Source organism: Bariatricus sp. SGI.019 (genome assembly GCF_050315235.1).
Lineage (GTDB): Bacteria > Bacillota > Clostridia > Lachnospirales > Lachnospiraceae > JAFBIX01.
The window spans coordinates 1-25,697 of the sequence record NZ_JBNPOQ010000022.1 but is presented as its reverse complement, the minus strand read 5'-3'; the positions used below and the strand labels follow the sequence as shown (position 1 = coordinate 25,697).

The window sequence follows — 25,697 nt, the reverse complement described above, 5'->3', positions numbered from 1 at the left end:
TGCTTTTTTCGTCTATAATGATTATACAAATCTGATATCGGGCTATCCACCAACAATGTAGACAGATGGATGGATAAGCAACGGATTGCAAAATTTGTCGGGAAATATCAAGAATAGAATGTTTGGAGGAAGCAATATATGGATCTGCGGATTGAAAAGACAGAAAGAGGAATCAAGAATGCATTTATAGAACTGCGTTCCAGAAAACCATTGGAAAAGATTACAGTCAGAGAGTTGTGTGAACTGGCTTGCATTAATAAATCGACGTTTTATTCTCATTATAAAGATATTTATGATCTGTCAGACTGTATGGAAGCGGAAGTAGTCATGTCGATTACGAACAGCATCTCCCATCCTGAGTATATTATGGAGAATCCGGCAGAATTTACCAAGGAGCTGTTTACGGCATATCTGTCACAGAATTCTCTGACTATGATTCTGTTTTCCGGAAAACAGAGGAACCATTTTGCAGATAGGATTGAGACGAGTATTAAGGAAATGATATTTGAAAAATACCCGGAATACAGGGATGATGCAGTGAAAAATATTATCTTAAGTTGCTGTATTCAGGGTGGTTATCATGCATATCAGCGGAATCGGGAGGGGAATATCCATACCCTGATTTCGGTTATCAGTGATATTACGGAGATGCTGCAGCCAATGTACAGTAACCAATACTAGAATGATCTTCCTTCTTGGAACTTATTGACAAAAAGAACATATGTTTGTATAATTGGAAATACAAACATATGTTCTTTTGCGTTCTGTGAAAAGGGAAGGGGGGTTTTATGAGGATTCAGGAATCTATGACGGTCTATGATAAATTGAATATCTTAACGGATGCGGCGAAATATGATGTTGCCTGCACTTCCAGCGGAACTTCGCGCAATAATGATGGAACAGGAATAGGAAGCTGTGAACAGTCGGGAATCTGTCACAGCTTTTCGGCAGATGGAAGATGCATTTCTCTTTTAAAGATTTTATTTACCAACGAGTGTATCTATGACTGCAAGTATTGTGTGAATCGAAGAAGCAATGATGTGGTGCGGACGGCTTTTACACCGGAAGAAGTCTGTACTCTTACGATGGAATTTTACCGAAGAAATTATATTGAAGGACTGTTCTTAAGTTCTGGGATATTGAAGAGTCCGGATCATACAATGGAATTGCTTTATGCTACATTGTATAAACTGCGAAAGGAATGTCATTTTCAGGGCTATATTCACGTGAAAGCAATTCCCGGAGCGAATCCAGAACTGATCCAGAGAGTTGGATTTCTGGCAGACAGAATGAGTGTGAATCTGGAACTTCCTACGGCAGAGAGTCTGAAGATTCTGGCACCGCATAAGACAAGAAAAAATATTCTGACACCGATGCGTCTGGTACAGAATCGCATGGATGAGAATAAGCAGGAGATTCAGTTGTATCGGAATGCGCCGCGTTTTGTCCCGGCAGGGCAGAGTACGCAGATGATCATAGGAGCAACTCCGGAGACTGATTATCAGATTATGCAGGTGGCAGAGTCGTTATATCAGAAGTTTGGATTAAAAAGAGTATTTTATTCGGCATTCGTGCATGTGAATGAGGATGCTGCCTTGCCGGCAAGGACGGATGACGGACCGCCTCTTTTAAGAGAACACCGTCTTTATCAGGCAGACTGGCTGCTTCGTTACTATCATTTTCAGGCAGAGGAACTTTTGTCGGAAGAGAATCCGAATTTTAATGTGTTATTTGATCCGAAGTGTAACTGGGCATTGCAGCATCTGGATCAGTTTCCGGTAGAGATTAACCGGGTAGAATATAAGATGCTGCTTCGGGTGCCGGGAATTGGATATAAGTCTGCATCCCGGATTATGAAAGCGAGAAAGTTTGGTACGCTGGATTTCCCAGATCTTAAGAAGATGGGTGTTGTGTTGAAGCGTGCATTGTATTTTATCACATGCAGTGGGAAGATGCTGTATCCGACGAAGATGGATGTGGATTATATTACCAGGAATCTTCTGGATGCAGGAGAAAAACTGCCAAAGGAGATAACGAATATGGGATATCAACAATTGTCTCTTTTTGATGATGTGAGATTTAGGGAGAATGTATATGGAAGCAATGATAAAAACAATCTATGTGTGCAGTGATACGGTCACGGGGATTTTTTCGGGGATATATGATGCGTGGAAGAGTCGGAAAGGGGAAGATGAATGTGGGATTGCATTAAGAGGATTCCTGGAACCTCGTTTATTCTGTGATTATGTTGAGGTGGAGGAGACGGAGCATAAGGCGATTGCGGTGGAAGCACTGATTAAGAAGCATTTGGGACAGAATGCTTACTGGGATATCTACCATGCTGTGCTGTCAGCGGATAGAGAAAAGGCAGATGCTGTACTTGGAACGATGCTGGCAGCACGGCGGCTGCCTGACAGTACAAGAATTATGGAATATCTCAGCCACCCCAAGGTAGAGAAGGTATTTGAACTTAGCAGAAACGTAGGCGGAGAAGCACATTCACTCAAAGGCTTCCTGAGATTTCAGGAACTTGCAAATGGCGTGTTATATGCAGGGATTACACCAAAATCACAGGTTCTTACCTGCCTTGCCCCCCATTTCGCGGATCGCCTTCCTCTGGAGAACTGGATGATACATGATAAGACACATCATATGTTTGTAGTTCATGAATCGGGGAAAAAATGGATCCTTTTATGGGATGAACAATGTAAGATAGAAGAGAATCTTACGTTTTCTGAAAGAGAAAAAGAATTTGAAAAGCTGTGGAAGGAATTTTGCAAGACAATTTCTATTCCATCCAGGGAGAATCCGAAGTGCCAGAGGCAGCATTTGCCGCTCCGCTTCCGGCCGGATATGGTAGAGTTCCGGTAATATCTATGCTATAATAAGAAAAGTTAGTATAGAGAGAAGAAGAGATTATGAATTTAGAACAGCCGGTCATCCGGATATCCGTGCGTAGTCTTGTGGAGTTTATTATGCGCAGCGGGGATATCGACAATAGAATAGCAGGAGCAGATAAGGACAGTATGCTTTTGGGCGGTAAGATTCACCGGAAGATTCAGCGCCGTATGGGGTCGGATTATCATGCAGAGATTGGATTGAAGTTCGAAGTGCCTTGTAAAGGATTCCTTCTTATGATTGAGGGGCGTGCAGATGGAATCATAGAGACGCCGGAAGGAATTGTGATCGATGAGATCAAAGGAGTGCTGAAAGATCTGAACTTGTTGAAAGAACCTGTCGGAGTCCATCTGGCACAGGCAAGATGTTATGCATATATTTATGCCAGTCAGAAGAAGTTAGAAGAGATTGGCATACAGATGACATATTGTAATATGGAGACGGAAGAGATGAAGCGTTTTCAGAGTGTATATTCATTCCAGGAGTTAGATACATGGTTCTGGGAATTGATCGGGAAGTATGAGAAATGGGCAAGGTATCAGATTCAGTGGAAGGGAAAAAGGAATCAATCTATTAAAGAAATTGAATTTCCATTTACATATCGTGAGGGACAGAAGGATTTGGTCGTATCGGTGTACCGGACTATTCTTCGCAAGAAGAAGCTGTTTATCCAGGCTCCTACGGGAGTGGGCAAGACGATGGCTACTGTATTCCCGGCTGTAAAGGCGATGGGGGAAGGACTGGGCGAAAAACTGTTTTATCTGACTGCGAAGACGATTACTCGAACGGTGGCATGGCAGGCGTTTGACACACTGAAAGAACAGGCGCTTCGCATGAAAGTGATTGTTCTGACAGCGAAGGAAAAGATCTGTTTTTGTGAAGAGACAAACTGTAATCCTGATGCATGTCCATATGCGAAGGGACATTATGACAGAGTAAATGATGCGGTATATGAGTTGATTACGACTTCCGATGAGATGAGCAGGGAGATTCTGAAAGAGCAGGCAAGAAAGTGGCAGGTATGTCCGCATGAGATGAGTCTGGACATAGCAGAGTGGGTAGATGCAGTCATCTGCGATTATAATTATGTGTTTGATCCGAACGCATATCTGAGACGATTCTTCGGTGAAGGGAACAAAGGAGAATATCTTTTCCTCATTGATGAAGCGCATAATCTGGTTGAACGCGGTCGTGAGATGTACAGTGCCCAGATTTATAAAGAAGACATTTTAAAGATAAAAAAACTGGTAAAGGACAGAGATGAAAAACTTGCCCGGAAGCTGAATGACTGCAATAAGCAGCTTCTGGCATTAAAGCGAGAATGTGACGGTTTGCAGGTGTTAGACAGTGTCTCCCATATCTATTTAAAATTAATGGCATTAATGACGGAGATGGAGAGATATCTGGAAGACTGTAAAGAAGAAGAGATTCGACAAGAAGTTTTGAATCTTTATTTTTCTGTACGTACATTTCTCAATATCCATGACCGGTTGGATGAGAATTATCTGATCTATTCAGAATTAGAAGACAGTGGCAGATTTAAGCTTCGGCTGTTCTGCGTCAATCCTGCCAATTGTTTACAGGAGTTTTTGGATAAGGGAAATAGTACCATCTTCTTCTCTGCAACGTTACTTCCGATTCATTATTACAAAAAGCTGTTAAGTACTTCGAAAGAAGATTACGCGATATATGCAGAATCTCCATTTGATCCTGCAAGAAGACAGTTGATTCTTGGTACCGATGTCAGTACAAAATATACCAGACGAGGCGAGGACATGTATCGGCGTTATGCCAGATATCTGATACAGGTTGCAAGAACAAGAATCGGTAATTATATTGCGTTCTTCCCCTCTTATCGATTTATGGAAGAAGTTTATGAAGTGTTTGTTGATCTGTTAAAAGAAGATCAGGAAATCGAATATGTGATGCAGTCTCAGTATATGTCGGAAGAGGCGAGAGAGATCTTTTTGGAAAATTTTGAAGAAGACAGAAAGCACAGCCTGATGGGATTCTGTGTAATGGGCGGTATCTTCTCGGAGGGAATTGATCTGGCAGAAGATAAATTAATCGGCGCGATCATTATTGGTACCGGACTGCCTCAGGTGTGCCGGGAAAGAGAATTGTTGAAGAATTATTTTGATGCACATGGATTGCGAGGCTTTGATTATGCTTATCTTTATCCTGGGATGAATAAGGTGCTTCAGTCAGCAGGAAGAGTCATTCGTACAGATGAAGACAGAGGGGTGATCCTGTTACTGGATGAGCGCTTCCGTGATGGAAGATATCAGGAAACATTTCCAAGAGAATGGAAGGAGTATGCGCTCTGTAATGTGGAAAATGTAGAGGATTACCTGGAGACATTCTGGAAAAAATGGGGAGAATAGCTTTCTGAAATATGGAACTAGACAGAGCAGATCATTAGAAATAATTCAGAAATTCTAACACCGCATTTGATACTGGCATATGTTCATCATATGCGATTGCCAGTTCACGTGCAGGGAGTTCCTCCTGAGTCCTAACAATAAACAGTTCTGTAGATTTATGAGGAATGCAGTAATCCGGTATGAATGCAATTCCCAGGCCAATGCTTGCAAGATCGATGAGAAGATCGTTACTGCTCAGTTCGATTTCAGGAACCAGATCCAGCTGATGTTGCTGAAAAAGTGCATGCAAAAATTCGCTGGTCGTACTTTTCTTATCCAGCATAAGAATCGGATATTCTAATAATTGTTTTAAAGATAGTTTTTTTCCTTTTAATTCTGAAAAAGCATTGTTTGCAATGAATACGTCGTGAAAAGTCCGGATTTTCTTTACGTTAGAGACATTTCTAAGATAGGTATTGGGATAGTTGACGACAATGAGGTCAACCTGGCCGCTTTCCAGTAACTCTACACAGCGAACGGAAGTTGCGTTTGTAACCTTGATATGAGTGCCTGGAAATTCCTTATGGAATCTTTCCAGATAAGGAACCAGAAAATAACGGCAGATTGTGTCACTTGCCCCAATGCGAATCTGTCCTCCGCCTGCATTGGATTCCAGAAGCGAAGCTTCACCGTGTTTGATCAGATTGATGGCAGGCTCCACATGTCTTAAGAGGATTTCGCCTTCCGGTGTTAGACGTACTTGTTTTGTACTGCGGATGAACAGAACCTGATTTAACTTTTTTTCCAGAGATTTGACAGACTGACTGACGGCTGACTGAGATATATATAATTTCTTGGAAGCTTCGGAGAAGCTGAGGGTCGTTGCTACATAATAAAATACTTTATATAATTCATAATTGATATCCATTTATAAGTCCTCCTGATAAAGCTAAGCCAATTATAAGTCAAAAAGAAGTGAATTACAATGAGGATTATGTTAGAATGGGGATGGAAGGAGCGAGATATGAATAGAAAACAGAATAAGATTATGAGTGTAGCGGCTGTCGTTGCAATGTTTCTTCTCATTATTGCAATGCTGCTGACCAGTTTTCAACTGGTGATATATGGGGATCCGGAATATCGTTTTTATGAGAAGGAATATGAAAAATATACGGTTACGGAAGCTTTGAATATGAAGATTGTAGATGTCATGAAAGTGACAGACCACATGATGGCTTATCTGATTGGAAAAGAGGATGAATTGTCAATTGTGACGGAGGTAGATGGCCAGACGCAGGACTTTTTCAATGAACAGGACAGGCTGCATATGGCAGATGTAAGGAATTTGTTCTTAGGCGGGTTAAAACTAAGAACCGTATGCCTGATTGTTTTCCTCGTACTGCTTGTGCTGCTCATAGCACGGAAGGCAGACTGGAAGCATCTACTTCCCAAAGCTTATTTTATTGCGGGCGGTGTGTTCCTGGCGCTGATTGCATTTCTGGCAGTGGCATTTTCTATTGATTTTACAAAGTGCTTTACGATATTTCATCAACTATTTTTTACCAATGATCTGTGGCTCTTTGATGAAGATACTGACTATATGATTCGGATGCTCCCGGAAGGGTTCTTTTCTGATATGGTGATTCGAATCGGTATGTCATTTGTGGGAATGTTACTACTTCTTTTGATCATGTTCCTGATCTGGAACAGAAAAGTGAAAAAGAATGATAAGTAATACTTATAGAATGATTAAGATGTATTAATTTTATTAATAAGAAAAATTATGCTACAATGTAACCAGATAATCTAGAATTCATGTGTGGAGGATGATTTATGAGTAATGTAAAACGTGTTTACGTGGAAAAGAAACCAGGATTTGCAGTACAGGCAGACGATTTAAGACACGAGATTAAGAGCTATCTCGGGATTAAAGATGTGGAAAGTGTGCGTGTACTGATTCGTTATGATGTGGAGAATATTTCCGATGAAACTTTCGAAAAAGCTTGCAATGGAATCTTTTCTGAGCCGCCGGTAGATACACTGTATCACGAGGAATTTCCTGTTGCAGACGGATGCAGAATCTTTTCTGTAGAATTCCTGCCTGGGCAGTTTGACCAGCGTGCAGATTCTGCGATTCAGTGTGTACAATTCATAAAAGAGGACGAGCAGCCTGTTATTAAGACAGCGATTACTTATGTGATTGAAGGAAGAGATGGAGTGATTTCTGATGAAGAGTTTGAGGCAATTAAAGCTCACTGCATCAATCCGGTAGACTCCCGCGAGACTGGCATGGAGAAGCCGGATACTCTTGTGACGAAGTTTGATGAACCTGCAGATGTCATTATATTTGACGGGTTTAAAGATATGTCAGAGGAGCAGTTGAAAGAATTGTATTCTTCTCTGGGTCTTGCTATGACATTCAAGGATTTCCTTCACATTCAGAAATACTTCAAAGGAGAGGAAGACAGAGATCCTTCCATGACAGAGATCCGTGTGCTGGATACTTACTGGTCTGACCACTGCCGACATACAACATTTTCAACAGAACTGACAGATGTTACCTTCGGAGAGGGTGATTATAAAGAACCGATCGAGGATACATATAAGCAGTATCTGGCAGATCACAGTGAGATTTTCAAAGGCAGAGAGGATAAATTCGTATGCCTGATGGATCTTGCCTTGATGGCGATGCGTAAATTAAAGAAAGAAGGAAAGCTTGCAGATCAGGAGGAGTCTGATGAGATTAATGCCTGCAGTATTGTTGTGCCGATTAAAGTAGATGGCGTGGAAGAAGAATGGCTTGTAAACTTTAAAAATGAGACCCATAATCATCCAACTGAGATTGAACCATTCGGTGGTGCGGCTACCTGCCTTGGCGGTGCGATCCGTGATCCATTGTCAGGACGTACTTATGTATATCAGGCAATGCGTGTGACAGGTGCGGCAGACCCGACGGTATCTGTGAAAGATACGATGAAAGGAAAGCTTCCGCAGAAGAAGCTGGTTCGTGAGGCAGCTCATGGTTACAGTTCTTATGGTAATCAGATTGGTCTGGCAACAGGAACTGTAAAAGAAATCTATCATCCAAATTATGTGGCAAAACGTATGGAGATCGGAGCGGTATTAGGTGCGGCACCAAGACGTGCGGTTATCCGCGAAACTTCTGATCCTGGAGATATCATTATCCTTCTTGGCGGACGTACCGGACGTGATGGCTGCGGCGGCGCAACCGGATCTTCCAAAGTACATACCGAAGAATCTATTGAAACTTGCGGTGCTGAGGTTCAGAAGGGTAATCCTCCGACAGAGCGTAAGATTCAGCGCCTTTTCAGAAGAGAAGAAGTAAGTAAATTAATTAAGAAATGTAATGACTTTGGCGCTGGCGGAGTTTCTGTGGCAATCGGAGAACTGGCGGACGGTTTAAAAGTTGATCTTGATAAAGTCCCGAAGAAATATGCAGGTCTGGATGGAACGGAAATTGCAATCTCTGAATCCCAGGAGCGTATGGCAGTCGTCGTTGATCCAAAAGATGTAGATGAATTCATGGGCTATGCAAAAGAAGAAAATCTGGAAGCAGTCTGTGTTGCAGTTGTAACAGAGGAGCCAAGACTGGTGCTTTCCTGGAGAGGAAAAGAGATTGTCAATCTGTCCCGTGCATTCTTGGATACGAACGGAGCACATCAGGAAACTACGGTTGCAGTGGATATTCCGAACAGAAAAGACAGCATTCTTGTCAGAGAAGAAGTTGGAGATGTCAAAGAAAAATGGATGACAACCCTGAAAGATCTGAATGTATGTTCTCAGAAAGGTCTTGTAGAGATGTTTGATGGTTCCATCGGTGCTGCATCCGTATTTATGCCACATGGTGGAAAATACCAGATGACAGAGACACAGGCGATGGTAGCAAAACTTCCAGTATTGACGGGAGACTGCGACACAGTCACGATGATGAGTTATGGATTTGATCCGTATCTGTCCACCTGGAGTCCATATCATGGAGCAATCTATGCTGTGACCGAGTCTGTTGCGAAGATTGTTGCAGCAGGCGGTGACCATAGCAAGATTCGCTTTACTTTCCAGGAATATTTCCGCCGTATGACGGAAGATCCACATAGATGGAGCCAGCCGTTTGCAGCACTTCTGGGGGCTTACGATGCACAGCTTGGATTCGGCCTTCCATCCATCGGAGGAAAAGACAGTATGTCTGGAACTTTCGAGGATATCGATGTTCCGCCGACACTGGTTTCCTTTGCAGTAGATGTTGCTACAGAAAAGGATATTATTACTCCTGAATTGAAGAAGGCAGGTAATAAGTTGGTGTGGCTTCGTATTGAGACAGATGAATATGATGTCCCGGTATATGAGAAAGTCATGGATCAGTATGCGAAGTTTACAGAGGATATTCACAGCGGAAAGATTGTATCTGCATATGCACTTGACAGACATGGTATTGTAGCAGCTGTCAGCAAGATGGCATTTGGTAACAGAATGGGTGTTACTCTGGAACACAATGTAGATGAAAGAGATCTGTTTGCTCCTGCATTTGGTGATATCATTGCGGAAGTTCCTGCAGATAAAGTGGGAGAATTGAGCATCACTTATATGGTAATCGGTGAAGTGACAGAAGAACCTGTTCTTGCATACAAGGATGTAAAGATTACCATTGCCGATGCAGAAGAAGCATGGAAAGGAACACTGGAAAAAGTATTCCCGACTAATTCTGGTGCAGAAGGACAGGATGAAAAGGTTGAAACTGGAGTGTATGAGACCTCAGATATCTATATCTGTAACCACAAGATTGCGCAGCCGACGGTATTTATTCCGGTATTTCCTGGAACAAACTGTGAATATGACAGTGCAAAAGCATTTGAAAGAGCCGGAGCAAAGACGAATGTTAAAGTATTCAAGAATATGAATGCTTCAGATATCATTGATTCTGTCAATGTGTTTGAAAAAGCAATCAATGATGCCCAGATTATCATGTTCCCAGGCGGATTCAGTGCTGGTGATGAACCGGATGGTTCTGCAAAATTCTTTGCAACTGCATTCCAGAATGCGAAGATGAAAGAAGCGGTAGAAAAACTTTTGAATGAGCGTGACGGACTGGTACTCGGTGTATGTAACGGATTCCAGGCACTTGTCAAACTGGGACTGGTTCCAAATGGAGCGATTACCGGACAGGATGCAGATGCCCCGACTTTGACATACAATACGATCGGACGTCATATTTCCAAGATGGTATACACAAAAGTGGTTACCAATAAGTCTCCATGGCTTCAGAAAGCAACGCTCGGCGGTGTATATACCAACCCGGCTTCTCATGGTGAAGGACGTTTTGTAGCCAATAAAGAATGGCTGGATAAACTCTTCGCTAATGGGCAGGTCGCAACGCAGTACTGTGATCCGGAAGGTAATATTACTATGGATGAAGAATGGAATGTTAACGGATCTTATTGTTCAATTGAAGGTATCACCAGCCCGGATGGACGTGTGCTTGGTAAAATGGCACATTCTGAGAGACGTGCACGCTCCGTCGCTATGAATATTTACGGAGAGCAGGATCTGAAGATCTTTGAATCTGGTGTAGAATATTTTAAATAAGCTACAAAGAAAATGAAACTTAGAGAGCACTCTGTTTCAAGAAAAAACGAATTATAGCGTAAAAACTGCATAAAATTAAGGCGTTTTTGAAAGAATAAAAGGAAATAATTGCATAAATTGCATAAAATTGAAAAAAAACCTTGTGTTCTATACGTGAATCCTTTACAATGTTAATTGACAAAAGCGTCACAAACGGGTAGACCTTGTCTGCCCGTTTTTTTATATAAGGCATAACATGGGGTGCATTATATAAAAATGCTTTGAAGGAATTATTTTAGGAGGTAAAAGGTATGTCATATGTAGATGAAGTCCTGGAAAAAGTAGTGGCAAAAAACCCTGCTGAACCAGAATTCCACCAGGCAGTCAAAGAAGTATTGGAATCATTGAGAGTAGTAGTAGAGGCAAATGAAGATAAATTCAGAAGAGATGCCCTGCTTGAAAGACTGGTAGAACCAGAAAGACAGATTAAGTTCCGTGTTCCATGGGTAGATGACAAAGGACAGGTTCAGGTCAACACAGGTTATCGTGTACAGTTCAACAGCGCAATCGGACCTTACAAGGGAGGATTACGTCTTCATCCATCTGTTAATCTTGGAATTATCAAATTCCTTGGTTTTGAACAGATCTTCAAGAATTCACTGACAGGCCTTCCGATCGGCGGAGGTAAAGGTGGTTCTGATTTTGATCCAAAGGGTAAATCAGACAGAGAAGTAATGGCATTCTGCCAGAGCTTTATGACAGAACTTTGCAAATACATCGGTGCTGATACAGACGTTCCGGCAGGTGATATCGGAACAGGTGCAAGAGAGATCGGCTACATGTTCGGACAATATAAGAGAATCCGGGGAACTTATGAAGGTGTGCTTACAGGTAAAGGATTAAGCTATGGCGGTTCTCTTGCAAGAACAGAGGCTACAGGTTATGGTCTTCTGTATCTGACAGAGGAACTTCTTAAGATTAATGGAAAAGACATCAAAGGCATGACAGTTGCTGTATCCGGTTCCGGAAATGTTGCAATCTACGCAACACAGAAAGCACAGCAGTTAGGTGCTAAGGTCGTAACAGTCAGCGATTCTAACGGATGGGTATATGATCCAGAAGGAATTGATGTAGACGCATTGAAGGAAATCAAGGAAGTAAATCGTGCAAGATTAACAGAATACAAGAAATATCGTCCAAATTCAGAATATCATGAAGGACGCGGCGTATGGTCTGTAAAAGTAGACCTTGCTCTTCCATGTGCAACACAGAACGAACTTCACTTAGAAGATGCAAAACAGTTAGTAGCAAACGGATGTGTAGCAGTATGCGAAGGTGCGAATATGCCTACCACTTTGGAAGCAACACAGTATCTGCAGGAAAACGGAGTCATCTTCGCACCTGGAAAGGCTGCTAACGCTGGTGGTGTTGCAACATCCGCACTCGAGATGTCCCAGAACAGCGAACGCTTAAGCTGGTCATTCGACGAAGTAGATGCAAAACTGAAATCCATCATGGTAAATATCTGCCATAACATTGACGATGCTGCAAAACGTTACGGCATGGACGGCAACTACGTTGCCGGAGCAAACATTGCCGGATTCGAAAAAGTAGTAGATGCTATGACAGCTCAGGGAATTGTGTAAATTGTATATGGGGACGGGGGTTTTTTCAATTCCTCCGTCCCAAATTAAAATATCCCTGTCCCTTTTTGAAAGGAGAATTTTATTTACGAGCATGAAATAGCGTATTTTCGGGGATTATAAAAAATATTTTCGGAATTTGCAAAAAAATTAAAAAAACTGTTGACAATTGGTGAGAGTTAATGGTATACTAACGAAGTCGGTTCGAGAGATAAGAACTTGCAAACCAATATGGGATCATAGCTCAGCTGGGAGAGCATCTGCCTTACAAGCAGAGGGTCATAGGTTCGAGCCCTATTGGTCCCATTCAACTCAAGAAGAGTTGTGTTAATTTAATATGGCGGGATAGCTCAGTTGGCTAGAGCACACGGTTCATACCCGTGGTGTCGCTGGTTCAAATCCAGTTCCCGCTACTTGTAAAAAGGGAGACGTTGAATGTTCTCTCTTTTTTTGAATATGAATAGAAGAGATAGGGTTTTATTTTTGTGTCTCCACTATACAAAAAATAAGAAATCATTTATAATATTAAAAATATAGACTACGCTATTATTGAGGAGGAGTACGATAATGACGAAAGGAAGATTAACGATTCGAATTCTTGCAGGGGCATATCTGGTCTATCTTGGATATAGCCTGGTTCGTGATTCTGTTTTAAATAAGCCGGAAAATTTTATTGTTTTTTTACTCATAGGACTTGCATTCCTGATTCTAGGAGCAACATGGTGCATTTTGGGAGTGAAGAAATATATTAAAAAGGAATATACGGACTATGAAGAGTCGAATATAGAGGAAGACGATAAAGTAGATTCTGATCAAGAAGTGGTAAAAGAAGAAGTTGAAAAAATAGAAGAAAAAGAGGAATCATAGATGAGAGTTGGAATGGGATATGATGTTCATAAATTGGTAGAAGACAGGGATCTGATATTAGGTGGAGTTAAGATTTCATACGAAAAAGGTCTTTTGGGACATTCAGATGCGGATGTGCTTCTGCATGCGATTATGGATGCGTTGTTAGGAGCTGCTGCATTGGGAGATATTGGCAGGCATTTTCCAGATACTGATCCCCAATATAAAGGTATCTCTAGTATCAAATTGTTAGAACATGTAGGAAAGCTCATTGAGGATAACTTATATGTGATTGGAAATATTGATGCAACGATTATTGCCCAACGTCCGAAGATGGCGCCACATATCGAACAGATGCGTATGAATGTGGCAGAAGTATTGCATGTGGATATTAGCCAAGTAAATATTAAGGCGACAACGGAAGAGGGGCTTGGATTTACTGGAAGCGGTGCTGGAATTTCCGCTCAGGCGATAGCAGCTCTTGATACGATAGAAAATTGTAGCTATGTCGTAGGACCAGAAGAAGGAAGATGTGCAGGATGCAGTGGCTGTCCGCATATGGAAAGATAGTATGATAGTAAAAGAGAAGCTCCGTACAGGGGCTTCTCTTTCTCAAAGAAAGGATAATAGAAGAATGGATATACGTAACTTAAGTCCCGGGGAAAATGGAAAGACACGGGCATTATATGAAGAAGTTTTTGAGGAAGACAGTAAAGGGTTTGTTGATTATTATTATATGGAAAAGACAAAAGACAATCAAATATATGTCATAGAAGAGGATGAAGCGATTCGTGCCATGCTTCATCTAAATCCGTATCATTTGTATGTAAATGGATCCGAAAAGGAGGTTAACTATATTGTTGCAGTTGCAACACAGAAGGAATATCGTAAAAGAGGATATATGGCTAACCTTTTAAAGCAAGCATTAAGAGATGAATATCGGGATGGAAAGACATTTACTTTTTTGATGCCAGCTTCTGAAAGTATTTATATTCCCTATGATTTTCGGACAGTTTATGAGCAAAATAAAAGGGTGTATTGTGAACAGAAAGAAAATGAGATGCAACAAAAAGATGATTTTTTGGTGGTTGAAGATGCAAAAGAAAAGGATTGCAAAGAGCTGGCAGAGTTTGCCAATTCTTATCTCTTGGGACAATATCAGGTATTTGCTATCAGAGATGCCGCATATTATCAGAGATTGATAAAAGAATATGCCAGTGACGGAGGAAGTCTGAAAATATACCGTAAAGAAGGAAAAATAACAGATTGTCTTGGATGGTATCCTGAAGAAACGGCAGAAGAAAAAGAAAAACCAAAGATTATGGTAAGAATTGTAGATGTTCGCAGGATGTTGATGTCTCTTTCTCTGCGCTCTTTAATGAGTACATGTTTTTGTGTAACCGATCCCATTATTGTAGAAAATAATCGCTGTGTTGTTATAACTGGAACTGAATTTTCCGGAGTAATGCTTATGGACGGGAAACTGGAAAACAGCGAAGGAACTATAACGGTCGCTGCACTGGCAAGTCTGGTATTCGGTGCAAAGACAGTGGAAGAAGTCTGCCAGGAGGAAGGTGTTGAGATGTCCGAAAGGATGAAAGCAGAGATGAAGAAAATCATACCACTTTCTAAGATTTATCTGAATGAGGTTGTGTAGGAATTTAGTTGAGTTAGTTGGTAATTGGGTGTGTACGGCGAGAGGATGGATGGGATGGTTGCCATTGCGAAGTCCTTCGCTAAGAATCCATAACAGGAAAAGAAGCAGATATTTTGTGACCAGGCTGATTCACCCCGAAATATTGATAATTTCGAGGCTCAGCAGCCTTCTCAGATTTGGCTTGAAGCCAAATCTTCGCACAAAATATCTGCTTCTTTTCCAGTAACGGATTCTAACGCTTGTCCAACGAAAGGCAACCATTCCATTCGTCTTCTCGCCTGACATCCCCCAAGTCCGCAACTTCCTCATCTGGGAGAATTCCTGCGCGTCATGCAGAGGGAAAGATCATAGTAAAGATATTGTCAAAAAACTGGCAGAATAACTAACTGATTCTTCCATTGAAATAATGATGAATAGTATAAAAACATCGTTCCCCATTGCGCTTCGCGCCAGGAATTACCCCAGATGAGTTCGTTCAGTAATTGGGAATGTCAGGCGCAAGGGAGTTGGATAGGCTGGTCTGTATCCGTCTAGTCAAGCGTTAGAATCCGTTACAGAAAAAAGAGTTGCAATTCCGTGTGAGAATTTGGCATCCAGCCAAGTTCGAAAGGACTGCTGAATCGAGAAATTATCTAAATTTCTCGGTGAATCAGTCCGGTCACGAAATTGCAACTCTTTTTTCTGTTATGGATTCTTGGCGAAGGATACCGGATACAGACCAGCCTATCCAACTCCCTTGCGCCGTACACCTTCCAATTACCAACTAACTAATCTAAATTCCCATCTTTAGAATATCTTTAGAATTTTCATTCTTCGTTCTTAAGATTTCCCTATTATGCTTATAGTATCAGAACGAAGGGAGGTCTTGTTTATGACAATCCAGATGCTTACTCAATATTTTGCGCAATATGGGGCTGTATTTGTGTTTTTGATTGTTCTGCTGGAATATATGAATCTTCCGGGATTTCCCGCAGGGGTGATCATGCCGCTGGCAGGAATCTGGGCAGCGCGTGGTGATATCAGCTTCCCTGCGGTTATGGTGATATCAGTGGCTGCAGGACTTCTTGGGAGTTGGATACTGTATTTTCTTGGAAGACTGGGCGGAGAGATCTTCCTGCGGTTTTATCTCCGGCATTTTCCACAGCATAGGGAATTGATCGAACAGAATATGGAAATGCTGCGAAAACGGGGGACGACAGGTGTGTTCCTTGGAAAACTGGTGCCCATGATCAGGACGTTGATTTCCATCCCGGCAGGTATGATTTCGATGGGATTCGGAAGTTATACATTGAGTTCCTTATTGGGTGTGTTTGTGTGGAACCTGGTATTTGTCGGAGCAGGATACTTTCTGGGAGATGCTGTGTGGCAGATTCTGAGATGATAAGAAGGGGAGAAGGATATGAAGATTGCAATGATGACAAACAATTATAAACCCTTTGTGGGAGGTGTTCCTGTGTCCGTGGAACGATTGACATGCGGGTTGCGTGAAAGGGGACATGAAGTCTGTGTATTTGCACCAGAGTACCGAGAACTGGAGAATGAAGAGACAGGAGACCAGAGAGTAGAAGAACAAGAAGATGTAGTGCGTTACCGGTCTTGCCGAAGAAAATTTGAAAATGGAATGGTTATCCCTGATGTAACGGATCCAAGAATAAGGGAAGCATTTGCAAAAAGAAAATTTGATCTGATTCATGTGCATCATCCAATGTTGATCGGAAATGTGGCAGTGGCTCTAAGCCGCAGATATCAATTGCCTCTGATCTATACATATCATACGAGATATGAGGAATATCTGCATTACATCAATGTGTTTTCAGGAAAGCGAGAGTGGACAGCTGTGGAAAAATGTCTGGAGCAAAGCAGAAAATGGCTTCCCAGGTATATGGCATCATTTATGAACAAATGTGACCTTGTGCTGGCGCCTTCTGCCGGTATGAGAGATTCTATCTTACGACAAGAAATTTCTACACCTGTCCGGATTCTTCCGACGGGTCTGGATGACGGTTCTTATGTGAAAGATGAGAAAGTATCCGATGAAATCAAAAGAACATATCTGGGGGATAAACGCTGTTTGTTCTGTACGGTGTCAAGATTGGAGAAGGAAAAGAATCTTTATTTTCTTCTGCGAAGTATTCAATGTCTTCGGCGACGTGTGGGGGATGGATTCAGCGTAATGGTAATTGGTGATGGAGCAGAACGATCGGCACTGGAACTATATGCAAAAGAGCTCGGTATCGAAGGGGTGGTGAGATTTGTCGGAGAAGTACCGAATCAGAAAGTGAAAAATTATCTGTTTGCAAGTGATGTGTTTTTGTTTGCTTCCCAGTCAGAGACCCAGGGAATTGTACTTGCGGAAGCGATGGCTGCAGGGCTGCCAGTGGCTGCTGTGTCAGCCTGTGGAGTCAATGATATTGTAAAAGATGCAAAGAATGGTTATCTTACAGCGGAGTCGGAAGATATATTTGCTGCAAAGGCGGAAGAACTGATGATGGATCACGAGAAGAGATGCAGATTTGGTGCAAATGCGCTTGGGATGGCACAGAATTATCAGATGGCTTATATCGCGGCAGAGGCAGAAGAAGATTATCGTATGATTTTAGAAGAGAGAAGGAGGGCGGAAGAATATGGACATGAAGCTTATGAAAAGAAAGATGTTATGTCGTCTGTTTTACATTTATTTAAAGCTTCTTGAAAAAACAGTATGCATAGAATGGCAGCAGCCAGAGATGTTTTCTGGACATAATATCGTGGGATTCTGGCATGAGGACAGCTTTGCTATGAATCTGGTACTCCAGGCAGTCACAAAAGAATGTGCAGACGTATCTGTTCTGGTAACTGCAGATGAACGTGGAGAATATATTCAGAATCTTCTGGAGCGTTGTGGAGGAGAAGCGGTCAGAGTAGGATATGGTTTCTGCAATGCCGGTACCTTGAAAGATCTGTTGAAAGCCTTGAAAGAAGCAAAAAGAAGTGTGGCAATTGCCATGGACGGTCCATTAGGGCCTAGACATATCCCGAAGAAACTGACCTATTTTTTGTCTGAGAAGAGTCAGACGGAGTTGACTGGAGTCACGATTTCCTATTCACATAAAATTTCTCTGAACAGACGATGGGATCATTATCACATTCCATTGCCATTTTCCAGGATTACAGTGCGGTTCGATAATTATGGAATCGTATCCTGCCATTGTCCTCCGAGAATCCGGGTATATCCTTGTGAACGGGAGTGTAGTATAATGATTGGCGGGGAAACATCCTCCTGAGAATATTCTTCTTCATATGTAGAAGGAAGGAAAGGAATCATCGGAATGAAAATGAATCATGTGTTAATCGTAGAAGATGACAAAGAAATCCGTGAAGGTGTGGAAATATATTTAAAAAGTCAGGGATATGAGGTGTATCAGGCAGCAGATGGATTGGAGGGTCTGAAAGTGATTGAATCCCAAGAGATTCATCTGGCAATCGTGGATGTGATGATGCCGCGAATGGACGGAATTCAGATGACTATAAAGTTAAGGGAAAAATATGATTTTCCTGTGATATTTTTATCAGCAAAATCAGAAGAAGTGGATAAGATCATGGGGCTTAATATGGGGGCGGATGATTACATAACAAAACCATTTACGCCAATGGAATTACTGGCAAGAGTTAATTCACAGCTTCGGCGTTACCGTAGATTTATGGAAAAACTGGATCAGAAAGAGAAGATGGAGAATATCTATATAATCGGAGGACTAGAGCTTAATGAAGATACGATGGAAGCTTCTGTAGATGGTGAACCTGTAAAATTAACCCCGACAGAATATAAGATCTTGTTACTTTTGATGAAGAACCCGGGCAGAATCTTTTCCGCAGAAGAGATCTATGAACGCGTGTGGAATGAACGGGCAGTAAATACAGATACCATTATGGTCCATGTGAGGAATATTCGTGAAAAAATAGAAATCAATCCAAAGGAACCAAAATATTTGAAGGTGGTGTGGGGTGTTGGATACAAAATTGAAAAACAGGCATAAATTGGCAGTCGTATTGATACTGCTGACTATTATGACAGCATCGCTATCAGTAATGACACAATATCATCAATGGTATCAGGAAGAAAATAAAGCCATTGAGCAGGACAGACGAGAAGAGCTTACTTCAGAAGATTTCCTGGAGCAGTTTATTGAGGCGTCGTATATTTTGTACAATACGGAAAGTACAAGAGAAGAAGCAGATTCTGATGGATTTAATGAATTTCTGGAAGAGTACATGTCGGACGTAAAAGAAGAATTTGATTCTTTCTATCCTTATCTGGATTATCAGGTCAAAGATGAAGATGGAAAAGTTGTGGCAAAGAGTAAAGTGGAGTCCAAACAATCTCTATCAGAGAAGAATATGGATGCATTTGCACTGGGAATGGTCATCACATATGATGAAAATGGTATGCCAAGCGTCAAGATCGAAAAAAGTGATTATCAGGCTGAACAGATTACCGAGTTGAGGGAAGTGCTGAATCGATTTCAAGAAGATAATCCGGAATGGGATGATGATTATTATGAGACAGACACACAGGGCATGTTTCAGACTCCAAAGGATCGCACTTATATATTTGCAATGACAGAAGAGAATCTCCAGACATATTTTGAACACTACTTTTATGTGGGAACCCATGCTCCAGAGAGTGCAAATAATTTTATTGTGATCCTGATGATCATAGTAGCTGCACTGGCGATGCTCTATCCGGTATTTCCATCGTTGAAAACAGGAGAAGAAAAAATCTTTCATGCACCGCTGGAAGCTGTGGTGATCATCTTCTGGATAATGCTTGCGGTCATATTTAACCATTGTGGATGGCTCTTTCAGAGAAATAATGGAATTGCAGATTTCTTTGATTTTACAGTCTGGATTCTGGTGTTTGCCATTGTCTATTGGACGGCGTCCTGCGTGCGCCATATTTACACAATGGGAATCCGACGTTACCTGAAAGAAGAGACACTCACAGGTTCTTCATGGAAATATATCAGACAGATATGGCAGCTCCTTATGACCAAAGGAAAAAACGGACTTCAGAAATGCTACCACTCATTGACAGATATTGACTTCCGTGAAAAAAGTAATAAAACAATCCTGAAAATTGTTGGGGTGAATTTTCTTATACTTGCCATCACATGTTCCCTCTGGTTCTTTGGTATTATGGCACTGGTTGTATATTCTGTGGTCTTATTCTTGATTCTTCGCAAATACTATAGTGATCTGCAGGAAAAATACGCGGTACTTTTAAAAGCAACCGGTGAAATCGCTAAAGGGAACCTGGATGTCGTAATCACCGAAGACCTGGGCGTGTTTCAGCCATTTAAACCAGAAATTGAAAAGATTCAAAATGGATTTAAAAAGGCAGTGGATGAAGAAGTCAAAAGCCAGCGCATGAAGACAGAACTTATCACCAACGTATCCCATGATCTGAAGACTCCACTGACAGCAATCATTACATATGTTGATCTTTTGAAAAATGAAAAAGATGAAGAGAAGAAAAAAGAATACATTGATGTTCTCGAACGCAAATCCCTGCGGCTCAAGGTACTCATAGAAGATTTGTTTGAAATCAGCAAGGCAAGCAGCAAAAACGTTACACTCAATATTATAGATGTAGATGTAGTCAATCTGTTCAAACAAGTCAAATTCGAGCTGGAAGATAAGATTAAGGCAGCAAACCTGGAATTCCGCTGCACTTACCCAGAAGAAAAAGTAATTCTCCCACTCGACAGCCAGAAGACCTATCGAATCTTCGAAAACCTCCTGGTCAACATCGTAAAATACGCAATGCCGTATACTAGAGTATACGTTGAAATCACAAAAGAAAAAGAAAAAGTACGGATTCGGATGAAAAATGTCTCCGCAACAGAACTAAACTTCAATCCCGAAGAACTTACCGAACGCTTCGTTCGAGGCGATACCGCAAGAAATACCGAAGGTTCAGGGCTTGGACTGGCGATAGCAAAAAGCTTTACAGAACTGCAGAAAGGAAAGTTGAAAATAGAAACAGAGGCAGATCTGTTCAAGGTAGAAGTTCAATTGGGGACGTAGTACTTTGCAAAAGTACTACGTCCCCAATTGAAAAATGTGGTGTCCCAAAATGAAAAATGTCCTGTACCCGATTGACATTTTTTGCGTTTTCACATATTATATATCCTATACGAGAAAAACGATGAACGGAAAGAGTAGCAGATTGTGGAACTATCAGAGAGAAACTGTCACCGGCTGAAAGCAGTTTCGAGGGAAGCGGCTGTGAAGTGCCTCCGGGAGTTGATTCGGTGAAAGGTTGGGTCATGGGAGTGGCTGATGAATGGAAGTAGCCGGATACGGAATTACACACGTTACGTGTATCAAGGTGGAGGAAGATTCCATGATCTGTTAAGGTGTGCTTTGGTTTTACGCAATCGAAGGATGTCTTTTGGTGACAGATTCTGTAAGTGGAAATTATCCTCTAGAAGAGTGGAACCGCGGAGTTGCTTCGTCTCTTAGATTTGATAAGAGACGAAGTTTTTTATTTTAATAGAGTTATTATTCTGAAAAATATATTTTAGAGAAGTACGTATTAGAAAAGTATGTATTAGAGAAGTACATTTTAGAGAAGTATCTTCCAGATAAGCTCATTTTATTTTATTAGTGGTGAACTCTGCGAAAAAGGAGAGATTTTTATGGGTATGATATCGTATGTCAAAGAAGAGATTCAAGTGATCCGGGAGCGTGACCCGGCAATCAAGTCAAATATGGAGGTGTTCTTATATTCCAGTTTTAAGGCAATCCTGCATTATCGTGTGGCACATAAGCTGTATCTGAAGAAGCATTATTTTCTGGCTAGATGGGTATCCCAGAGGGCTGCCAGAAAGACGGGAATTGAGATTCATCCGGGCGCGACTATTGGAAAAGGTCTGTTTATTGACCATGGAAGCGGGGTGATCATTGGAGAGACTGCAGAGCTTGGAGATAACATTACATTGTACCAGGGGGTGACTCTGGGCGGTACTGGTAAGGAGCAAGGCAAGCGTCATCCTACGCTTAAGGATAATGTTATGGTAAGCGCCGGCGCCAAAGTACTTGGTTCATTTACCATTGGAGAGAATTCCAAGATCGGGGCAGGAAGCGTTGTGTTAAAAGAAGTGCCGCCGAACTGTACGGTTGTCGGAGTCCCGGGAAGAGTGGTCAAGATGGGGGATGAGAGAATCCCGAGACTGGATATGGATCAGGTACATCTTCCAGACCCGATCAGTAATGATATCCGGGAACTGCAGGCAGACAATCTCAGAATGCATAAGCAGATTCAGGAGATGGAAAAACGTATGAAATGTATGAGAGATGAGAACATAGAGATTATAGAAGAGGAGAAAGCGTAATATGAAGATTTTTAATACATTATCAAGAACAAAAGAAGAATTTGTACCTTTGGAAGAGGGAAAGGTCAAGATGTATGTGTGCGGTCCTACCGTATACAATTTTATCCATATCGGAAATGCAAGACCGATGATCGTATTTGACACGGTCAGACGTTATTTTGAATACAAAGGATACGATGTGAACTATGTATCTAACTTTACCGATGTAGATGATAAGATCATTAAGAAAGCTATTGAAGAAGGGGTTTCTTCAGATGAGATTTCCAAACGTTACATTGCAGAGTGCAAGAAAGATATGGAAGGTATGAATATCAAGCCGGCGACCAAGAATCCACTGGCAACAGAAGAAATCTGTGGTATGGTAGATATGATCCAGACACTGATCGATAAAGGATATGCTTATGAGAAAAATGGTACTGTATATTACCGCACCAGAAAGTTCAAAGATTATGGAAAGCTTTCTCACAAGAATCTGGACGATCTCCGCTCCGGCGAACGTTCTCTTCTGGTTACTGGAGAAGATGAGAAGGAAGATCCATTGGATTTCGTACTCTGGAAACCGAAAAAGGAAGGCGAGCCTGCTTGGCAGTCTCCATGGTGTGACGGACGTCCGGGTTGGCATATTGAGTGCTCTGAGATGTCTAAGAAATATCTTGGTGAACAGATTGACATTCATGCAGGTGGAGAGGATCTGATCTTCCCGCATCATGAAAATGAGATTGCGCAGAGTGAGGCCGCCAATGGAAAGGAATTTGCAAAATATTGGATGCACAATGCATTTTTAAATATTGATAATCGTAAGATGAGTAAATCCCTTGGAAACTTCCGGACTGTCCGTGAGATCAGCGAGCAGTATGATCTGCAGGTACTTCGTTTCTTTATGTTGAGTGCACATTACAGAAGTCCATTGAACTTTAGTGCAGATCTGATGGAAGCTTCTAAAAATGGTCTGGAGCGTATTGTCAATGCAGCAGATAACCTGAAGTTTTTAATAGGCAATGCGAAGGCAGAAGTGATGACTGAAGAGGAAAAAGAAGCATTTACAAAGGCAGGAGAATTTACCCAGAAGTTCGAAGAGGCAATGGATGATGACTTCAATACAGCAGATGCAGTGGCAGCAGTCTTTGATCTGGTTAAATACATCAATACGACAGCAAATGCTGACAGTTCCAAAGAGTATCTGAAGAATCTGTTCGATCTTCTGGTAAAACTTACAGATGTTCTTGGTCTGATCGTGGATAAGAAGGAAGATATCCTGGATGAAGAGATTGAAAAACTGATCGAAGAACGTCAGGCCGCACGTAAGGCAAAGGATTTTGCAAGAGCAGATGCAATCAGAGATGAATTATTGGCAAAGGGAATCATCTTAAAAGATACCCGTGAAGGAGTGCAATGGAAAAGAGCGTAGAATGGCAGTTTGACTCCTATATGCAGGAATTATTCCAGATGAAAGAGGTGGATATAAAAGAATATTCACCTCTTACTTTGGCGTATATCGGGGACAGTATTTATGATCTGATCATCAAGTCACTGGTGATCAATGAGGGAAATAAGCAGGTGCAAAAGCTTCATCGTGAGACCAGTTCTATGGTACAGGCATCTGCCCAGTCGAAGATGATGCGTACGATTCAGGAGCATCTGACAGAAGAAGAACATGCAGTATTTAAGCGCGGGAGAAATGCAAAAAGTGTATCTCCTGCCAAGAATCAGTCGATTACTGATTATCGAAGGGCAACAGGCTTTGAGGCATTGATGGGATATCTGTATCTAAAAAAAGAGTGGAAAAGAATGCTGGATCTGGTTAAAATAGGATTAGATAGTCTAGAAAGCGTATAGGGAGCATATATGAATAACGAAAAAAAAGTGAATGAAAATATGATAGAAGGACGTAATGCAGTTCTGGAGGCATTTCGGTCTGGTAAGCCAATTGACAAGTTATATGTATTGGACGGATGCCAGGACGGTCCGGTGCGGACCATTGTCAGAGAGGCAAGAAAGCATGATACAATTATTCATTTCGTAGAAAAAGAACGGTTGTCTCAGTTATCTGTAACAGGAAAACACCAGGGTGTGATTGCCTGTGCAGCAGCATATGAGTATTCAGAAGTAGAAGACATGTTGAAGCTGGCAGAGGAAAAGGGCGAAGATCCTTTCCTGATTCTTCTTGATAATATTGAAGATCCGCATAATCTTGGAGCGATTATTCGTACTGCCAATCTGGCAGGTGCACATGGAGTAATCATTCCTAAGAGAAGGGCAGTGGGGCTTACTGCTACAGTGGCAAAGACTTCTGCGGGAGCCTTGAATTATACACCGGTTGCAAAAGTAACGAATCTTACAAAGACGATGGAAGAATTAAAAGAAAAGGGTCTTTGGTTCGTGTGTGCCGATATGGGCGGCAAGATGATGTATGATCTGAATCTGAAGGGACCTGTCGGATTGGTCATTGGCAATGAAGGAGATGGTGTCAGCCGCCTGGTAAAAGAAAATTGCGATTTTGTGGCAAGTATTCCTATGAAAGGCGATATAGATTCTCTGAATGCATCTGTTGCTGCAGGTGTACTGGCCTATGAGATTGTGAGACAACGGATGCAATAAAAGAAAGTGGTTCATAATGGTGGGTATATGGCAAGTTATGAGAAGATGTCGGACGAACAGTTGATCCGAAGACTCCGAGAAGGAGATAAGAGTATTATCGATTATATTATGGAGAAATATAAGAATCTGGTGCGAAAAGAAGCCAATGCCATGTATCTTCTGGGAGGAGAGAATGATGATCTGATCCAGGAGGGGATGATCGGGCTGTTTAAAGCAGTACAGGATTATGATGTGACACAGGAGGCATCTTTTTTCAGTTTTGCAAGACTTTGTATTACACGCCAGATGTATTCAGCAATCGAAGCGTCTAAGAGAAAAAAACATAGTCCGTTAAATAGCTATATTTCCTTATATGAGAAGACGGATGAGCAGGTCACTCTTTTGGAGACAATGGAAGCGGGCGGTGAAAGCAATCCGGAAGAATTACTGGTGAATCGTGAATATGCAGAATTGCTGGAAAGTAAGCTGGAGGAATCGCTCAGTGACCTGGAAAACAGAGTATTATATCTACATCTTCTGGGAACCGATTATAAGACGATCGCTCGACTATTGGATAAAAGCCCTAAGACAGTTGATAATGCACTGCAGCGGATTAAAAGTAAGACAGAAAGGATTCTGGAAAAAGAAAAGGGAGAAAATCACTGAAATTTTTATTGACAAACTGAGGATTAATATTGTATAGTATCAATGTTGCATATATGATATGCGTGCTGCCTTGGCTCAGTCGGTAGAGCGT

At 41.6% G+C, this 25,697-nt stretch carries 21 protein-coding genes and 2 tRNA genes; 22 read left to right on the top strand and 1 reads right to left on the bottom strand.

Going from position 1 to position 25,697, the window contains the following annotated elements; all coding sequences use genetic code 11:
- Positions 1 to 138: 138 nt before the first annotated feature.
- The 4 genes from ACQRD1_RS12575 to ACQRD1_RS12560 all read left to right on the top strand — a co-directional run bounded on the left by ACQRD1_RS12575 (position 139) and on the right by ACQRD1_RS12560 (position 5,282).
- On the top strand, positions 139 to 681 hold the full coding sequence (locus tag ACQRD1_RS12575; RefSeq protein WP_235232101.1) for a TetR/AcrR family transcriptional regulator: 543 nt from the start codon (positions 139 to 141) through the stop codon (positions 679 to 681).
- 107 nt (positions 682 to 788) lie between these two features.
- Positions 789 to 2,132 (top strand): putative DNA modification/repair radical SAM protein, encoded by a 1,344-nt coding sequence (locus ACQRD1_RS12570; RefSeq protein ID WP_427787667.1) that lies wholly within the window; start codon positions 789 to 791, stop codon positions 2,130 to 2,132.
- Positions 2,107 to 2,871, top strand: coding sequence for a TIGR03915 family putative DNA repair protein (locus tag ACQRD1_RS12565; protein WP_235232115.1), 765 nt, complete (start codon positions 2,107 to 2,109; stop codon positions 2,869 to 2,871). The genes ACQRD1_RS12570 and ACQRD1_RS12565 overlap by 26 nt, the downstream gene beginning before the upstream one ends.
- A gap of 47 nt (positions 2,872 to 2,918) precedes the next feature.
- On the top strand, positions 2,919 to 5,282 hold the full coding sequence (locus ACQRD1_RS12560; protein ID WP_427787665.1) for an ATP-dependent DNA helicase: 2,364 nt from the start codon (positions 2,919 to 2,921) through the stop codon (positions 5,280 to 5,282).
- 34 nt (positions 5,283 to 5,316) lie between these two features.
- Here the strand turns inward: ACQRD1_RS12560 and ACQRD1_RS12555 are convergent, their stop codons facing one another.
- Positions 5,317 to 6,189, bottom strand: coding sequence for a LysR family transcriptional regulator (locus ACQRD1_RS12555; RefSeq protein ID WP_235232104.1), 873 nt, complete (start codon positions 6,187 to 6,189; stop codon positions 5,317 to 5,319).
- Positions 6,190 to 6,285: 96 nt separating this feature from the next.
- Between ACQRD1_RS12555 and ACQRD1_RS12550 the strand changes: the two genes are divergently transcribed.
- The 18 genes from ACQRD1_RS12550 to sigH all read left to right on the top strand — a co-directional run bounded on the left by ACQRD1_RS12550 (position 6,286) and on the right by sigH (position 25,606).
- On the top strand, positions 6,286 to 6,996 hold the full coding sequence (locus ACQRD1_RS12550; protein ID WP_427787663.1) for a TIGR01906 family membrane protein: 711 nt from the start codon (positions 6,286 to 6,288) through the stop codon (positions 6,994 to 6,996).
- A gap of 98 nt (positions 6,997 to 7,094) precedes the next feature.
- On the top strand, positions 7,095 to 10,862 hold the full coding sequence (locus tag ACQRD1_RS12545; RefSeq protein ID WP_427787661.1) for a phosphoribosylformylglycinamidine synthase: 3,768 nt from the start codon (positions 7,095 to 7,097) through the stop codon (positions 10,860 to 10,862).
- Positions 10,863 to 11,152: 290 nt separating this feature from the next.
- On the top strand, positions 11,153 to 12,487 hold the full coding sequence (gene gdhA / locus ACQRD1_RS12540) for an NADP-specific glutamate dehydrogenase (protein ID WP_235232107.1): 1,335 nt from the start codon (positions 11,153 to 11,155) through the stop codon (positions 12,485 to 12,487).
- Positions 12,488 to 12,717: 230 nt separating this feature from the next.
- Positions 12,718 to 12,790: transfer RNA gene (locus ACQRD1_RS12535), tRNA-Val, on the top strand.
- Positions 12,791 to 12,823: 33 nt separating this feature from the next.
- Positions 12,824 to 12,897: transfer RNA gene (locus tag ACQRD1_RS12530), tRNA-Met, on the top strand.
- A gap of 154 nt (positions 12,898 to 13,051) precedes the next feature.
- Positions 13,052 to 13,351, top strand: a complete 300-nt coding sequence (locus tag ACQRD1_RS12525; protein WP_235232108.1) for a DUF2892 domain-containing protein — start codon at positions 13,052 to 13,054, stop codon at positions 13,349 to 13,351.
- Positions 13,352 to 13,900, top strand: coding sequence for a 2-C-methyl-D-erythritol 2,4-cyclodiphosphate synthase (ispF, locus tag ACQRD1_RS12520; protein WP_235232109.1), 549 nt, complete (start codon positions 13,352 to 13,354; stop codon positions 13,898 to 13,900).
- The gene (locus ACQRD1_RS12515) at positions 13,863 to 14,987 is read left to right on the top strand and encodes a GNAT family N-acetyltransferase (protein ID WP_427787659.1); all 1,125 of its coding nucleotides are present in this window, start codon (positions 13,863 to 13,865) and stop codon (positions 14,985 to 14,987) included. Before ispF ends, ACQRD1_RS12515 begins: the two co-directional genes overlap by 38 nt.
- Before the next feature lie 871 nt (positions 14,988 to 15,858).
- Positions 15,859 to 16,368 carry a DedA family protein gene (locus ACQRD1_RS12510; RefSeq protein WP_235234006.1) on the top strand — a complete coding sequence of 170 codons (510 nt, stop codon included), beginning with the start codon at positions 15,859 to 15,861 and terminating at the stop codon, positions 16,366 to 16,368.
- 18 nt (positions 16,369 to 16,386) lie between these two features.
- Entirely contained in the window at positions 16,387 to 17,679 is a 1,293-nt protein-coding gene (locus tag ACQRD1_RS12505; protein WP_235234007.1) for a glycosyltransferase, read from the top strand.
- Complete coding sequence (locus tag ACQRD1_RS12500; protein ID WP_235234008.1) at positions 17,612 to 18,250, top strand: DUF374 domain-containing protein; 639 nt, start codon at positions 17,612 to 17,614, stop codon at positions 18,248 to 18,250. Before ACQRD1_RS12505 ends, ACQRD1_RS12500 begins: the two co-directional genes overlap by 68 nt.
- Positions 18,251 to 18,295: 45 nt before the next feature.
- Positions 18,296 to 19,003, top strand: coding sequence for a response regulator transcription factor (locus tag ACQRD1_RS12495; RefSeq protein WP_235234009.1), 708 nt, complete (start codon positions 18,296 to 18,298; stop codon positions 19,001 to 19,003).
- A complete protein-coding gene (locus ACQRD1_RS12490; RefSeq protein WP_235234025.1) occupies positions 18,975 to 21,053 on the top strand; it encodes a sensor histidine kinase in 2,079 nt (692 codons plus the stop codon). The genes ACQRD1_RS12495 and ACQRD1_RS12490 overlap by 29 nt, the downstream gene beginning before the upstream one ends.
- A 614-nt stretch (positions 21,054 to 21,667) precedes the next feature.
- Positions 21,668 to 22,363 carry a serine O-acetyltransferase EpsC gene (epsC, locus tag ACQRD1_RS12485; protein ID WP_235234010.1) on the top strand — a complete coding sequence of 232 codons (696 nt, stop codon included), beginning with the start codon at positions 21,668 to 21,670 and terminating at the stop codon, positions 22,361 to 22,363.
- A gap of 1 nt (position 22,364) precedes the next feature.
- Positions 22,365 to 23,771 (top strand): cysteine--tRNA ligase, encoded by a 1,407-nt coding sequence (cysS, locus tag ACQRD1_RS12480; RefSeq protein WP_235234011.1) that lies wholly within the window; start codon positions 22,365 to 22,367, stop codon positions 23,769 to 23,771.
- Positions 23,756 to 24,199, top strand: a complete 444-nt coding sequence (locus tag ACQRD1_RS12475; protein ID WP_235234012.1) for a Mini-ribonuclease 3 — start codon at positions 23,756 to 23,758, stop codon at positions 24,197 to 24,199. Before cysS ends, ACQRD1_RS12475 begins: the two co-directional genes overlap by 16 nt.
- Before the next feature lie 9 nt (positions 24,200 to 24,208).
- Positions 24,209 to 24,961 carry a 23S rRNA (guanosine(2251)-2'-O)-methyltransferase RlmB gene (gene rlmB, locus ACQRD1_RS12470; protein WP_235234014.1) on the top strand — a complete coding sequence of 251 codons (753 nt, stop codon included), beginning with the start codon at positions 24,209 to 24,211 and terminating at the stop codon, positions 24,959 to 24,961.
- 27 nt (positions 24,962 to 24,988) lie between these two features.
- The gene (sigH, locus tag ACQRD1_RS12465; RefSeq protein WP_347376690.1) at positions 24,989 to 25,606 is read left to right on the top strand and encodes an RNA polymerase sporulation sigma factor SigH; all 618 of its coding nucleotides are present in this window, start codon (positions 24,989 to 24,991) and stop codon (positions 25,604 to 25,606) included.
- Positions 25,607 to 25,697: the final 91 nt, after the last annotated feature.